The sequence below is a fragment of the Streptomyces sp. B15 genome, from assembly GCF_018070605.1.
Lineage (GTDB): Bacteria > Actinomycetota > Actinomycetes > Streptomycetales > Streptomycetaceae > Streptomyces > Streptomyces smyrnaeus.
Window position 1 is genome coordinate 1 of record NZ_JAGPXJ010000134.1, and the last position, 14,226, is coordinate 14,226.

Annotated in this window: 14 protein-coding genes and 1 pseudogene; 5 read left to right on the forward strand and 10 right to left on the reverse strand. The window is 70.0% G+C overall.

The annotated features are described in order from the left end of the window. Positions 1-120: 120 nt before the first annotated feature. From KBY19_RS33540 to KBY19_RS33555, 4 genes are all read right to left on the reverse strand, one after another. Positions 121-777, reverse strand: a complete 657-nt coding sequence (locus tag KBY19_RS33540; RefSeq protein ID WP_099877468.1) for a response regulator transcription factor — start codon at positions 775-777, stop codon at positions 121-123. Continuing rightward, on the reverse strand, positions 774-2,165 hold the full coding sequence (locus KBY19_RS33545) for a sensor histidine kinase (RefSeq protein WP_210967338.1): 1,392 nt from the start codon (positions 2,163-2,165) through the stop codon (positions 774-776). The genes KBY19_RS33540 and KBY19_RS33545 overlap by 4 nt, the downstream gene beginning before the upstream one ends. Before the next feature lie 295 nt (positions 2,166-2,460). Continuing rightward, positions 2,461-2,868 carry a peptidase inhibitor family I36 protein gene (locus KBY19_RS33550; protein WP_180289540.1) on the reverse strand — a complete coding sequence of 136 codons (408 nt, stop codon included), beginning with the start codon at positions 2,866-2,868 and terminating at the stop codon, positions 2,461-2,463. 237 nt (positions 2,869-3,105) lie between these two features. Continuing rightward, on the reverse strand, positions 3,106-3,777 hold the full coding sequence (locus KBY19_RS33555; RefSeq protein WP_247691689.1) for a chitinase: 672 nt from the start codon (positions 3,775-3,777) through the stop codon (positions 3,106-3,108). A 450-nt stretch (positions 3,778-4,227) separates the two neighbouring features. On the opposite strand from KBY19_RS33555, the gene KBY19_RS33560 reads away from it, so the two are divergent. Together KBY19_RS33560 and KBY19_RS33565 are read left to right on the forward strand one after the other, a co-directional pair. After that, entirely contained in the window at positions 4,228-4,971 is a 744-nt protein-coding gene (locus tag KBY19_RS33560; RefSeq protein WP_099877455.1) for a hypothetical protein, read from the forward strand. 46 nt (positions 4,972-5,017) lie between these two features. After that, positions 5,018-5,830: a pectate lyase gene (locus tag KBY19_RS33565; protein ID WP_099877452.1), complete on the forward strand. Its 813-nt coding sequence runs from the start codon at positions 5,018-5,020 to the stop codon at positions 5,828-5,830. A gap of 146 nt (positions 5,831-5,976) precedes the next feature. Here KBY19_RS33565 and KBY19_RS33570 read toward each other — a convergent pair. The 4 genes and pseudogenes from KBY19_RS33570 to KBY19_RS33585 form a co-directional block, all read right to left on the reverse strand. Next, a pseudogene (locus tag KBY19_RS33570) lies at positions 5,977-6,629 on the reverse strand (maleylpyruvate isomerase N-terminal domain-containing protein). A gap of 170 nt (positions 6,630-6,799) precedes the next feature. Further along, positions 6,800-7,087 (reverse strand): hypothetical protein, encoded by a 288-nt coding sequence (locus KBY19_RS33575; protein WP_099877446.1) that lies wholly within the window; start codon positions 7,085-7,087, stop codon positions 6,800-6,802. 4 nt (positions 7,088-7,091) lie between these two features. Further along, on the reverse strand, positions 7,092-7,622 hold the full coding sequence (locus KBY19_RS33580) for a hypothetical protein (RefSeq protein WP_210967339.1): 531 nt from the start codon (positions 7,620-7,622) through the stop codon (positions 7,092-7,094). A 186-nt stretch (positions 7,623-7,808) separates the two neighbouring features. Continuing rightward, a complete protein-coding gene (locus tag KBY19_RS33585) occupies positions 7,809-8,612 on the reverse strand; it encodes a sulfite exporter TauE/SafE family protein (protein WP_210967340.1) in 804 nt (267 codons plus the stop codon). Positions 8,613-8,696: 84 nt separating this feature from the next. Between KBY19_RS33585 and KBY19_RS33590 the strand changes: the two genes are divergently transcribed. Next, the gene (locus KBY19_RS33590) at positions 8,697-9,494 is read left to right on the forward strand and encodes a helix-turn-helix domain-containing protein (RefSeq protein WP_099877437.1); all 798 of its coding nucleotides are present in this window, start codon (positions 8,697-8,699) and stop codon (positions 9,492-9,494) included. Positions 9,495-9,517: 23 nt separating this feature from the next. Here the strand turns inward: KBY19_RS33590 and KBY19_RS33595 are convergent, their stop codons facing one another. Together KBY19_RS33595 and KBY19_RS33600 are read right to left on the reverse strand one after the other, a co-directional pair. Then, a complete protein-coding gene (locus tag KBY19_RS33595; protein WP_210967341.1) occupies positions 9,518-10,366 on the reverse strand; it encodes an ABC transporter permease in 849 nt (282 codons plus the stop codon). After that, positions 10,363-11,421 (reverse strand): ATP-binding cassette domain-containing protein, encoded by a 1,059-nt coding sequence (locus KBY19_RS33600; RefSeq protein WP_210967342.1) that lies wholly within the window; start codon positions 11,419-11,421, stop codon positions 10,363-10,365. The genes KBY19_RS33595 and KBY19_RS33600 overlap by 4 nt, the downstream gene beginning before the upstream one ends. Before the next feature lie 485 nt (positions 11,422-11,906). On the opposite strand from KBY19_RS33600, the gene KBY19_RS33605 reads away from it, so the two are divergent. Together KBY19_RS33605 and KBY19_RS37055 are read left to right on the forward strand one after the other, a co-directional pair. Continuing rightward, entirely contained in the window at positions 11,907-12,038 is a 132-nt protein-coding gene (locus KBY19_RS33605) for a lasso RiPP family leader peptide-containing protein (protein WP_210967343.1), read from the forward strand. Further along, entirely contained in the window at positions 12,035-14,158 is a 2,124-nt protein-coding gene (locus KBY19_RS37055; RefSeq protein ID WP_307843689.1) for a lasso peptide biosynthesis PqqD family chaperone, read from the forward strand. Before KBY19_RS33605 ends, KBY19_RS37055 begins: the two co-directional genes overlap by 4 nt. Positions 14,159-14,226: the final 68 nt, after the last annotated feature.

Here is a 14,226-nt window from a genome sequence, read left to right on the forward strand (position 1 = left end):
ACCTCGCCCAGCGCTGCACCGTCGCCGCCGATGCCCTCATCCGCTCCGCAGCTCTCCTCGACCCCCTCTGAGCGGCACCAGGCCTCGGCCCACATCAAGCCGACGGCGAGGGGGAGAAGCTCAGCCGCCCGGCGTCACCAACCGCTCCTCGTACGCGAACACCACCGCCTGCGTCCGGTCCCGCAGCCCCAGCTTGACCAGCACCCGCCCGACGTGTGTCTTGACGGTCGACTCGGCGACGACGAGACGGGAGGCGATCTCACTGTTGGACAGGCCCTGCGCGACGAGCACGAGGACCTCCGTCTCCCGTTCGGTGAGGTCCTCGACGCGTTCGTGTGTCCGCGCACGCGGGGCACCGAGCTTGGAGAACTCGGCCAGCAGCCGTCTGGTGACGGTCGGCGCGAGCAGGGCCTCGCCGCTCGCCACGACCCGCACGCCCTCCGCCAGCCGCTCGGCCGGGGCGTCCTTGAGCAGAAAGCCGCTGGCGCCCGCCCGCAGCGCCCGGTAGACGTACTCGTCCAGGTCGTAGGTGGTCAGGATCAGCACCTTCGCCTCGCTGTCCGCGGCCACGATCTCCCGAGTGGCCTCCAGCCCGTTCATCCGGGGCATGCGCACGTCCATCAGGACGACATCGGGGCGCAACGCTGCGACCTTCTCCACCGCCTGGTGCCCGTCCTCGGCCTCTCCGATCACCTCTATCCCGGGCATGGCGCCGAGCAGCACCGAGAAGCCTTCGCGGACCATGGCCTGGTCGTCGACGATGAGCACCCGGATCACGCGGCGACCTCCTTGCCGTCTCCCGCTTCCGCCGCGACGCCACCGTCGGCCGAAGAGCCCGAAGCCGGCGTGTGGACGGGCAGGAAGGCGGCGACCTCGTAGCCGCCGTCGTCGGTCGGTCCGGCCGTCATCTCTCCGCCCAGCACCTGGACCCGTTCGCGCATACCGAGCACCCCGTGCCCGGCGCCCGGAGAGGGGGTGGCGGGGCGGTCGGGGCTGCCGTTGACGATGCGCAGCCCGAGCCCGCCGAGGACATAGGCGACCTCCACCCGTGCGGAGGCGCCGGGCGAGTGCCGCAGCACATTGCTGAGGGCTTCCTGCACGAGGCGGTACGCGGACAGCTCGACACCCTGCGGCAGCGGCCGCACCGCCCCAGTGACGACGGCCTCGGCGTCCAGCCCTGTCGAGCACACGCTCTCGAGCAACGTGTCGAGATCGGCCAGGGTCGGCTGGGGTGCTTCGGGGTCCGTCTCGGCGAACGGATCGGGGTCGCCGGAGCGTACGACACCGAGGATGCGACGCAGTTCGGTGAGGGCGGCGACGGCGTTCTCGCGGATGGTGGCGAACGAGGTGGCCAGTTCGGGAGGTGTCTGATCGACCCGGTACGGCGCCGCCTCCGCCTGGATGGCGATGACGGACATATGGTGCGCGACCACGTCGTGCAGTTCGCGGGCGATGGTGGCGCGTTCCTCCAGCACGGTGCGCTGGGCGCGTTCTTGTTCCTTGACCGTCTCCGAGGCCACGACGTGCCGCCGTTCCTGCCGCCAGGCCCGCACGGCTCCGGCGGCGACCAGCAGCACGGCCGAGGCCACCGCGAACTGCGGGAGATCGCTGCTCTCCGTGCCCGGCCTGAGCGCCGACAGCAGGGAACCGCTCAGCAAGGTCAACGACCACATTTCCGCAGCCAGTCGCGGCCGGGTGCGCAGCACCACCAGCACCATCACCACCACATGGCACAGCAGGGACAGCATGGCCCACTCCTGGCCGTGCAACAGGGACAGCAGAACACCGCTGTAGGAGATCCAGTAGGCGCCGACGGGCCTGAGGAGGACCAAGGCGATGGGCACGGCGGCCAGACAGCAGGTGGTGAACGTGACGGCACCGCCTAGGGAGCCGAACTCCATGCCCTTGGCCAGCCCTATGAGGAAGGCGAACATCGCCGTCGCGCCGACGAGCGCGTGCGGCGTCCACCGGGTCCGATGTCGGATCCCGGCCGGCAGCCGGTGCAGCCGGTCTCCCGGACGCGGCTCGGGGCGCGGCGGCAGCGGGCGTGATGCGAAGGCGCCCTCGAACAGGTCCTGGTGCACTGTCTTCAGGACGCTGAAGACGAGGGCGGTCTCGGTCTCCGCTGGGGCGGCCGCCTTCGCGGTCCGGGTCTGGTCGCTCATGCCGCCCACAGTAGGCAGCCGACAGTGGTTTGCCGTCCCCACAGGTGCTGATCTGGGAATGTCCTCCTCAAGTACCACCCCGGGCGGCGTCCACGCTGGTACGGCGATTGCCGCGGGCGGGTTGCGGAGCCGTCGGTGCCCCTTCGGGCCGGGGTCGGCTGCCCTGCGTCTCCGGTCGCCGCGCGGAAGCGGCGTGGTGCGGCGCCCCGACGGACGTCACTGCGGGAAGCTCCGGTGCGCGGCGCCGGGCGCCCGGCGCCCGGCCTGCGGTCCGTGGGCAGTGGGGCGCTTCGGATCAGGACGTGAACCTGAGTGATGACGCCTTGTCGTCGAACGAGGCGCGTACGTTCTTGCAGCCGGCGGGTTTGACGGTCTCGGACGGACCTTTGTAACCGGCGCGCTCGTAGACGCGGACCGGTCGGGTGGTGTGGTTGCAGACAGAGCCGGCCTTGTTGTCGAACGCGTATTTGCCCAGTCGGGGGATGTTCTGATTCGTCAGCAGCATCGGGGCGTTGGCCCCATTGTTCCGGTCGGCGTTCTCGTAGAGGCATACGACACCCCAGGAGCACGCCTCCTTGCCCTGTCCCTTGGCCACGCGCACGGTATGCGGGGCGGTGTCGACCGCCTGGGCGGGGATCGAAGCTCCTCCCACGAGCAGTGCGGCGCCGACCAGCAGCGGTACCCGGCGTTTCACGTCATGCACAAGTGTCTCCTTCGAGGCGTGATCAGTGAGGATCGGAGCGTTACTGATCTACGCCTGAGGCGGGATTCGGAAACGTCGCCTCGGGATATTCCCTCGAAGGAGCTGAACAGGCGGTAGGCCCCACGTGCCGGCTACCGGCCTCCGTACGGTCGCTGCGCCTGCAGCGGCAGCGGCGCAGCCCAGGTCGGACGATTGCGACCTGGGCTGCTTCCGTCGGGCCGCCGAGGGGTGAGCCGCTCAGCAGCTCAGGTTCGCACCCGTGGGTACGCCCAGTATCCGGGTGAAGTGCCGGTACTTGTCGATCCGGCTCTGCACCTGGCCCGGATTTCCGCCGTTGCACTCCAGCGCGCCGTTGATCGCGCGGATGGTCTCGCCGAAACCGGCGCCGTTGACCATGGCGTTGTGCGGGGTCATCGTGCCGGGGCCGCTCTGGGTGTTCCAGTACCACAGGGCGGTCTTCCAGGAGACCGCGGCGTCGCGTTCCACCTTGTACGGGTCGTTGAGCAGGTCGATGCCCAACGCGTCGCCCGCCGCCTTGTAGTTGAAGTTCCAGCTGAGCTGGATGGGGCCGCGGCCGTAGTAGGCGGCCTGGCCCGCGGGGCAGCCGTACGGCTGGTTGGCGTCGCAGTAGTGGGGGTAGTTGCTCTCGTTCTGCTCCACGATGTGGACCAGACCGCCGGTTTCGTGGCTGACGTTGGCCAGGAACGCGGCGGCCTCCTGCCTCTTGACGGTGTCACTGCCGGTGTTGGCGAAGGCCGGGTAGGCGTCCAGGGCCGCTGTCAGGCCGCTGTAGGTGTAGAAGGAGTTCCGGTTCGGGAACATCTGATTGAACTGCGCTTCGCTCACGACGAATTCCGCTGCCGTGCCCTTCGACGACTTCACTGTCGTCGCCTGGGAAGTCGTGGGCATGACAAACCATACTGCGCATCCGACCACCAACGCGGTCAGCAGCGCCATGACGCGTCTCTTCGACACTGGCGCACTCCTTCATTCGTAGGGGGCGGGGGAACTCAACCGTATTGGTCTGTACCAAGTCAAGGTGTAGGTACGACAAACCCTCCGAACAGCCCGAGTACGGCTGAGGAGAAGAGGAGAGAGGGCGGCCAGTGCGTCGTCGGTTCCCCTCGGCAGTCCGCTGACTGCTCCACGACCGATGACGGCGCTCCTGGAAAACGTGCGCCAGGACGGCAACCTCTCGCGCGTCGGCGGCAACAAGAGAGCAGACAGCACCGGCTGCCGGCCGGTGACTGCTCCGGGGCATGCCGGACCGGACCGCCGCCGGACAGCGGACCGGCGAACGACGACGAGCGGGCCCCGAACGACACGAACGGCACCGAACGACACCGAAAGGCGCTCCTCATGGCACGGAGAACTCAGCCGACACGGCAGAAGCGACACAGGCTCCGCAGACGCTCGACCCTCCTCCTGGCACCCGCTGCGGCGTCAGCCGCGCTGCTCGGTCTGGCGGCGGTACCGGCGCACGCCGCCGCCTGGTCCTCCTCGGACCGCTGGGGCAGCTGGCAGACGTCCGACGGCTACACCCTCTACAACAACATCTGGGGCCAGGGAGCCGGCTCGCAGACCATCGAGGCCAACTCGGCGTCGGACTGGCGGGTGCATGCCGACCACCCCGCCACCAGTGGCATCAAGTCCTACCCGAACGCCAAGAAGGTCGTCGGCAAACGCATCGGTGAACTCTCCTCGCTCAGCAGCAGCTACCGGGTGAACGTCCCGGAGGCCGGCGCCTACAACACCTCGTACGACATCTGGGACAGCGACCACGACTACGAGGTCATGCTGTGGGTCAACCAGCACGGTGCGGTCGGCCCCATCGGTTCACCACAGGGCACGGTCTCCCTCGGCGGGCACACCTGGCAGGTCTACAAGGGCGACAACGGCTCCAACCAGGTCTTCTCGTTCCTGCGCACCTCCGACTCGTCGCAGGGCACCGTCGACATCCTGCCGATTCTCCGCTGGCTGAAGGACGCCAAGGGCTGGTGGGGCGACGAGACCATCGGCGACGTCCAGTTCGGGTACGAGATCACCTCCTCGCCCGGCGGCCTCGACTTCCTCACCCGTCAGTTCGACGTCACCAGCCGCTGACCCGCACTTGCCCCCCACAACGCCCCTCACAGAAGGACGTCCGACGATGAGAACCGCACTGCACAAGCGCCGCACCAGCCGCCGCGCCGCCCTGGCCGGGACGGTCGCCACCGTCGCGCTGACCGGCGCCGCTCTGCTCAGCACCTCCGTGACCTCGGCGGGGGCCGCCACCGAGTGGCCCGAACCGCAGGGCGAGGAGCCGGTGTCCGAGACCATCCCGGTCTCCGGCACCTACGACGGCGAGATGAAGCGCTTCTACGGCGAGGGCGACCTCGGCGGCGGTGACCAGGGCGAAGGCAAGGACCCGATCTTCAAGCTGGAGGACGGCGCGGTCCTGAAGAACGTGGTACTGGGCAAGCCCGCCTCCGACGGCGTGCACTGCATGGGCAGCTGCACCCTGGAGAACGTGTGGTGGGAGGACGTCGGCGAGGACGCGGCCTCCTTCAAGGACGACTCCTCCTCCGCCCGCTACACCGTCACCGGGGGTGGCGCGCGCAAGGCCGACGACAAGGTCTTCCAGTTCAACGGCGCGGGCTCGCTGACGGTATCCGGCTTCCAGGTCTCCGACTTCGGCAAGCTGGTGCGCTCCTGCGGCAACTGCTCCACTCAGTACAAGCGGTCCATCACCGTCAAGAATGTGGACATCACGGCACCCGGCAAGTCCATCGTCGGCGTCAACGCCAACTACGGCGACACCGCGACCCTCCGTGACGTGCGTATCCACGGCGACTCCGACAAGAAGATCGAGCCCTGCGTCCGCTACAAGGGCAACGACACCGGCGACGAGCCGGAGGAGATCGGCAGCGGTCCGGACGGCACCACCTGCCGCTACTCCGAGTCCGACATCTCGTACGACTGATCGGGGCCCCCGGCACGACCGGGCAGCTGGACGGCGGGGCTGCGCGCGGCATGGGCAGCGCGGAGCCCGCCGACCGGCCACCTCCACCCGGCCGTTTCCGGCGCGGCGCGGCGCGGCGCAGCACGGCACGCACGGTGACGAGACGTTCAGCCGAGGACGAGCGGGAGCTGCACGGCGAGCTCACCCAGCGCGGCCGTCTCCTCGTCGGTCGGTGTACGACGTCCGGTGCCGACCAGCAGCGCGTCCTCGTCGGAGAACGAGACGGGAAACGCGAATCCGGTGATGTCCTCCAGCGACAGCCGTGCTGCTGCGAGGGTCTCGGCGGGCGGTCCGGCGGCCGAGGCAGCTGCGCGGTCAGATCGAGATGGTGCAGAGTCCATTCGAGCACGTAAGCGGAGAGGAAGTCGCCGATGGTCAGGACCTTGTCCTTGGTGCTGACGCGGACGGTCGGATCGGCGAGTTCGGCGGCGCGGCCCGCGGCGGAACCGACGTCCTCGAGGTGGAACTTGAGCAACCGGGGCTCGCCGTAGGCACCGGCCAGCCGGGGGATCAGCGCATCGAGCGGGTCCTCGCCTGTTGGCGGTTCGACGAAGTCCCAGTAGGTGACCGCGTTCGCGGTCGGTTCGGATCGGGTGGGTGTGACCAGGGTGATCAGTACGTCCTGGGCGTCGATGACCAGGTGGCACACCAGGTCCCGCACGAGCCAGCCGGTACAGCCGGACGGCCGTTCGAAGTCCTCGTCCGGGAGGTCGGCGACAGCTGTGCGCAACGCTGCCCAAGAGCGGGAGAAGAGGTCCACTGCGGCACGGTAAGGCCGGCCGGGATCGGCGGACGAACGTATTACTGTCCGACTCGTCCGCGCCGTTGAACTCCGGAGCCCGGGGTCCCAACAGGGGCCCCGGGCCGTTCAGCTGGCGACCGGTGGACTCCGCCGGCCCGACCGACGAGCCGGCGAGCCGGGCGAACTGCCTAGGCCCGTTCGAGCTGGGCTTCGTACAGTGGGCCCACCGGGATTGCGGAGTCCGCGGCGGCCTCCCTCAGCAGGCGCGTCGCCTCGTCCAGGGCCTGGCCGGGTGTGTCCGCGGAGAGGGTGAAGTTCGCCCCCACCGTCTCGGCGTGGCCCTCATCGGTGACGGTCAACTGGGGGAGGGCCGCCACGCCCTGGGCCGCGAACCACTGTGCGAGGTGTGCGGCCAGGACGTCGGGGTCGAGCCCCGCGCGCGAGGCTTCGAGCTCCAGTCGGACTTCCCAGTTCATACGCTCACTTGCCCGGAGTGTTCACCTTGACGGCCTTGGAGGACGCCTTCCCCTTGGTGCCCGGGAACGGTGAGGTGATCTGTACGGTGATCTGCCCCTTGTAGGTGCCGTCCAACGTTACCTTCTTGCCGCTGGGCTTCGGGGTGTAGTAGGTCGACACCGAGCCGTTCGTGGCCTTGACCTTGGTCTCGCCGGATCCTGCGACGGCCTTCCACTTGGAGCCGCTCTTGCGGTACAGCTTGCCCGTCACCTTCACATGCACGCGGGCGATGTTCCCCGCGCAGGTGACGCGGGTCTTGAAGATGACGGACTTGCCCTTCTTCGACCAGTGCGGGTTGTTGACCTGGGCGGTGCAGCTGGCCCAGCGGGCGGCGAGTCCCTTGTCGGAGCCCTGCCGCTCGGTGGTCGTCGCCTGCGCCCCGGACGTTCCCGCGCCGGTGTTCTGCGCCGCGTAGCTGGAGGTGGCCCCTCCGGTCACGAGAGCCGCGCTGACGAGCGCGACGGCCGCCATGCGGCGCGATGTGCTGGTCACCATCGAATCGTTCCCCCGTTCGATCTGTTGTGACTGACGCTGAGTGACATTACTGCAACTCGTCCGCCCGGCGTGCCGGGAACAGGGTGCCCTGACAGCTCTGCGACACGACCAAGACGCCCTGGACACAATGGAGTTGGTCATTCCGCACCGGTCGGGACCCGGGCCTGGGGCGGCGAGCTCAGCTCCCTAGCTCCACGGCAGCATCGCTACCGCCACCATCACCAGGAGCCCGATGTACGCCCAGGCGTACGGACGGTCCGGTATCCGCAGCGGGCGCCGCCGCAGCACGGCGATCACCGGCAGAGCCCCGACAAGCAGCGCCGCGGCGGCGCGGGCGTCGACGAGACCCACCAGATGCATCTGCGTATGTACTGCGGACGGCACGGTGGCGGCACTCAGGGAGACCGCCGTGGCCGGGAGGGCGATGGCGAGGGTGAGGGGGTTGGCCAGCGCGGTCGCGACGTGCATCGTGTGCCCGGCCCGCCGCATCGCGGGGACGGTCATGACGCTGCCCCCTACGCCGAGGAAGGCCGCTATCGCGCCGACCGGTGCGCCGAGGACGACCGGCAGTGGCCGCGACCCGTCGGCGAAGCCCCCGGGTCGGGTGGGAGGGCGGAGGAAGCCGGGCCGAAGCAGCAGATCGGCGGCGGTGAGGGCGACGTAGCCGACGAACGCCCAGCGGGTCGGCGCGGGCGGCGCGACGCGGGTGGCGAGAGCACCGACCGAGGCGCCCACCGCCAGCAGGAGGAGCAGTGTGCCGCTGCCGCGCAGGGCGGCCAGTATCCGCCGGGGTGTGACGGCCGTCGCGAATCCCGCGTTCACCACCATCACCAGGGCCGAGGTTGCCGTGGCCACCCGTACCGCGTCCGCGCCCAGCGCGGCATCCGCCCACACCACGACCGGGACGGCGACGAACCCGCCGCCGAACCCGAACACCACCGTCGTCACCCCGGTGAGGAGCCCGATCCCTGTCAAAGTCAAAACGTCCACGGAGCCACCCCACCAGCGGCAGGGGCCTTCTCGCATGCGAAGGTCGGCACGTTTCTTTCGTGACTCGGCCAGTACGCTGGCAGGGTGAAGAACGTTCCTCTCGACAGCGTCGACCACGTGGACCGGGCCGTGCTGCCGATCGGCACCGACTACCCTCCCGGCCACCTGCTGGAGTGGCACGAGCACCGGCGCGCGCAGTTCCTCTACGGCGCCACCGGCGTCATGGTCGTCGACACCGACGAGGGCACCTGGACCGTTCCGCCCGAGCGCGCCGTCCTGATCCCGGCCGCCACCCGGCACCGGGTGCGGATGCTGGGCGTGAGCACCCGGAGCCTGTACATCGAGCCGGACGCCGTCCCCTGGTGGCCCGCCACCTGCACGGTGGTGGACGTACCGTCACTGCTGCGCGAACTTCTGTCGGCAGCCGTCGAGTTCGAGGCCCACTACAGCCTCTCCGGGCGGGAGGGACACATCGCCGCGCTCCTCCTGCACGAGATCGCCGCACGCACGCCCCTGCCGTTCCATGTGGCGATCCCCGCCATCCCCGAGCTCGCGGCACTCTGCCGCGAGTACCTCGCTGCCCCGGACGTCGGCGTCACCAACGCCACCTGGGCCGCGCGGACGGCCATGAGCGAACGGTCCTTCACCCGGCGCTTCCGCTCGGAGGCCGGCGACAGTCCTGCTGTCTGGCGGGCTCGCGCCCGCCTGCTCGCGGCCGTCCCGCTGCTGCGCACCGCGTCCGTCAGCGAAGTCGCCGGCCACCTCGGCTACGCGTCCCCGGCCGCGTTCACCGCCGCCTTCACACGCGCCTTCGGCATGCCACCGTCCCGCTTCGCCGCGCGCGGCGCGGGCGGCGGACCCGGCCACGGCCACCGCCTCTGACTCCCCCCCGTCGGGAGGCCCCGCTATGGGGTGCGGGAGAAGCGACGGGCGGCTGCGGTGAGGGCGACGAGGCCGAGCAGGGCGACGAGCGCGAGTTCCAGCAGGGCAGGGGGCGTCCAATCCGCCCAGCGGACACCGGTGTATGTGGCGGTGTGGGAGGTGGTGGCCTCGATGGTGCGGTGGAGAAGGTCGACCGCGTAGCTGAGGGGGTTGAGCGCGGCGAGGGCGGCGAGCCAGTCGGGGAGCTTGGTGAGCGGAAAGAACGCCCCCGAGAGGAAGAGCAGGGGAGTCATGGCCAAGCTCAGGACGACTTCGAAGGTTTCCGGCGTCCGGATGGCCACGGCCAGAGCGATGGTCACCGCAGTGAGAGTGAAGGCGGCCAGCACCAGGACGCCCAGCAGCCCTGCGAGCAGGGCCGGCCGATACGGGAGGTGCGCGGTGCCTGCCAAGGACAGGAGCAGGGTTCCCTGGGCGGTGGCTACGGTGGTGCCGCCCAGGCACATGCCGACCAGCAGGGTCGGGCGGTGGGCCGGAGCCATGAGGGTCTCGCGGAGATGTCCGCTGGCCCGGTCGACGATCAGACGGGCGCCGACACCGAAGGTGGGCATCTGGATGGTCATGACGAGAATGCCGGGGAAGAGGTAGGTGGTGTAGTCCCCGCCGACAGCGGTGTCCGGGATGAAGGCGGCCAGGCCGCCGCCCAGGGCGAGCAGGAAGACCAGGGGCTCCAGGAGCATCATGCCGCTGTAGACCGGCTGGCCGACGGTGCGCAGCAGGTCGCGGAGGACGACCGCGTGCACCGTGCGCAGTTCACGGCGCAACAGCTCCGCGCGCCGGGGCCGAGCGCCCACGACGGTGGGTGGTGTGCTCATTTCGGCTCCAGAGGATCGGTGCCGGTGCCGGTGCCGTGGCCGGTGTGATGGAAGAAGACCTCGTCCAGGCTGGGGGGCGTCACCGTCAGTGCCCGCAGGGCGAGCTGACGGTCGGCCAGGGCCGCGACGACCAGGGGGACCGTGCGTGCGCTGTCGGCCACGCGGAGGGTGAGGCCGTCACCGGTCCGGGCGGGCCGCAGGCCGAGGTCGCGCAGCGCCGCGACGGCGGCCGTGTCGTTGTCGGTGTGCAGCCGGATGCGGTCCTCACCGATCTGGGCCTTGAGGTCGGCCGGTGTGCCCACGGCGACGATGCGGCCGTGGTCGATGACGGCGGCGCGGTCGCAGTGTTCGGCTTCTTCCAGATAGTGGGTGGTGACGTAGAGGGTCGTGCCGGTACGGTCGCGCAGCTGGGTCAGGTGGTGCCAGATGCGGGCACGGGCATGGGGGTCCAGGCCGGTGGTGGGCTCGTCCAGGAAGAGGACGCGGGGCTGGTGAAGGAGGGCTCGGGCGATCTCCAGGCGGCGCCGCATGCCGCCGGAGAGGGTGCGGACCTTGTGGTGGCGCCGGTCGGCCAGGTCGGCGAGTTCGAGCACTTCGGTGGTGCGGGCGCGGGCCAGCTGGCGGGGGAGTTGATGCAGCCGGGCGTGCAGATACAGATTCCGCGCCAGGCTCATGTCCGCGTCCAGGGCGGTGTCCTGGAGCAGCAGGCCGATCTGGCGGCGTACCTGTTGCGGTTGACGGACGACGTCGGCGCCGGCAACCCGGGCGCGGCCCGCGGTGGGCAGCGTCAGTGCGCACAGCATGGCGATGGTGGTGCTCTTGCCGGCCCCGTTCGGACCGAGAAAGCCGAAGATCTCGCCCGGCCCGATGGTGAGGTCGATTCCGTCGACGGCCCGCCGCTCGCCGTAGGTCTTGGTCAGACCTCGCGCCACGACTGCGGGCGCGGGGTGCGGTGGGCGCTCCGCCTCGGGCTCGAAGGGGTGCGGACGGCTCCCGGTCAGGGAGGGCCGGGGGCCGTGGGCTTCAGGCGTGGGATTCGGGTGGTCGGTGGTCATCGCCGTGGCGCCTGCCTGAGTACGTGAGCCGGAGCTGGGCCGGCCCGACGGCCGGCCATTCGGTGAAACCCTCCTTCCCCGCGGGCCTCACCTCATTTTCGTACCTGTCGCTCTCACCATGCCCTTCGGTTCCGAGAAAGCAAAGGGAGAGGCGCCGCCGAGTGGGCTGAAACCACCGGGACCGGTATTCCGGGAGCAAGGAAAATGCGAGGCGGAATCCCCGGCGCACGCCGGGGCGCACACGGGGTCGCTCCCGTGATGTGGCACGTGGTGTGCTGGTGCGGTCTGGTCCTTCGGTCGTCCACTTCGGTGGGAAAACTGTGTCATCGGTGCCGCGGGTAAACGCGGTGAGAACGGGATTTACCGGCATGGGTCATTCTGTCGGGTGAATGCTTTATCCAAGGGTTGTTGGGTTACCTCTTTCTTGTGCACGCTGTTTTTGATAAGCGCCGTGAACGGCACATCGAGTGACACCAGGAGGAGAAATGAGGAACGAGAAGAAGCCGCCGGAGCCGTACGAGCCGCCGATGCTGGAGAAGGTCGGCCGCTTCACCAAGGACACCCTTGGCCGCCCCGGTCCCTGGCACGACTTCCGGCCCCGGGCCTGGCGCTGGTGACAGTGGCACCCGGGTTCGTTGTCCTTCCCGACACCGACACCGCCGAGCGCGCGGCGACGCTTGTCGTCCCGCGTGCCGGCGAGGTGGTGCGGTACCGCTCGGGCCGTCCCTGGGTGATCCAGCTGGGGGCGCCGGAGCCGGTGCTGCGGGTGACAGCGGGCCGGGTGGCAGTGGTGGTGATCGGGTTCTGCCCGGTCACCACCGTCCGGCTGGAAGCACTGGCCGGCCGGGTCCGCTCGGTGCAGGACATCGACGAGATGGCCCGGCGGCTGCCCGGCAGCTTCCACCTGGTGGCCTCGGTCGGGAACGAAGTACGCGTGCAGGGCAGCCTGTCCGGGCTGCGGAAGGTCTTCCACACCCGGGCAGCCGGAGACGTGCTGGTCGCCGCCCGGGCAGATGTGCTGGCGGAGATCACCGGCCGCGGCGTGGACGAGCAGGCTCTCGCGGTGCGGGTGGTCTGCGGCGGCGTGCTGCCGCCCCCTTTGGGCGAACAGAGCATGTGGCGCGATGTCTTCCCCGTGCCGCCGGACCACTGTCTCGTGCTGGACCGGGGCCGCGCGCGGGTGGTGCGTTGGTGGACTCCGCCGGCACCCGCGCTGTCGCTGTCGGAGGGCGCCGCAGTCGTACGCGAAGCGCTGACCGACGCCCTGCGGGGGCGACAGGGCCGGAGGATGAGCGCCGACCTGTCCGGAGGGCTGGATTCCACGTCGCTGTGCTTCCTGGCCGCGCCGCACGCGTCCGAGCTGCTGACCTTTCGTGTCGCCGAAGCGGAAGCCGGCAACGACGACGCGGTGTTCGCAGCCCACGCGGCACGTCGTCTGCCCGGGGCCGAGCACCTGGTCGTCGCTCAGGAGGACTTGCCGGAGCTGTTCGCCGAGCCGGGCCTGACGTGCGACACCGAACAACCCGTGATCTTCTCCCGTACCGACGCCAGAATGCGGCACATCAGCCGGATGCTGGCGCAGCGCGGCTACCATTGGCACCTGTCCGGGTACGGCGGTGACGAACTGTTCCTGCCCTCCCACGGGTACCTGCACCGATTGGCGCTACGGAACCCTGTCACCGCGCTGCGGTACATCCGCGCGTTCCGCTCGCTGGCCCGGTGGCCGCTGGGCGCCACACTGGCCGGCCTCGCCTTCCCCGGCACCGTGCGCAGTTGGTGGCGGGCCCAGGCTCGGCGCCTGACCGAGCCGTCGGACGCCGACGACCGCCGCCCGGTACTGGGCTGGGGGATGGACCCGATCCGCGCCTCCGAATCCGCCACGGCCCTCGCTGTGGAAGCGGCGCGCACGGCTCTGCTCCGTACGGCTGACGAAGCAGTCCCGCTGGCCGACGACCCGGGCCAGCACCAGGCCCTGCTGGTCCTGCGCTCGTCGGTGGCCGACCATCGGCAACTGGCCGGGATGTTCGCCGACTCGGGCGTCCATCTGGACCTGCCCTACCTGGACGACCGGGTGGTCGAAGCCGTTCTGTCGGTCCGCGTGCACGAGCGCGGAACCCCCTGGCGGTACAAGGCGCTGCTGTCCGAAGCGATGCGCGGCATCCTGCCGGAGACGGTGCGCGACCGTGCGACCAAGGGGGAGTTCAGTGCGGAGGCCCGCGACGGACTGCGTACGCACCGAGGCGCCGTTCTGGCGCTGTTCGCCGACTCGGCACTGGCCGAGCGTGGCCTGCTCGATGTCGATGCCCTGCACCGGCAACTGCACGCGCCCCGCGCCGACATCACCGCGACAGCACACGTGGAGAACCTGATCGGCTGCGAGGCATGGCTGCGAGCCACCCGCCGATTCACCGAACGCACCGCTCCAAGGGGTCCGATGACGCTGCGGCTTCACCCTGACGTCTCCATCACCGACGCCGAAACCGACACCGGAACCGACGCCGACACCCGCGCCGACGCCCGGGACGGCATTGTGCTGCTCAACGAGCGTACCGGTGGGTACTGGCAGCTCAACGCGACCGGCGCATTCGTCCTGCGTCGGCTGCTCGACGGTCACGAGGCCTCCGAAATCGCCTCCCAACTGGCCGAGCGCCACCAGGCGGACCCGGAGCAGGTCGGACGGGATGTCGCGGCCGTTGTCGAACGGCTGCGCGATGCTCAATTGGTCCAGGACCGTTGAGCGAACCGGTCGCCCTCACCCCCCGGGACCGGCTGCCGTTGCGCCGTCGGCCACTACCGCTGGCAGCC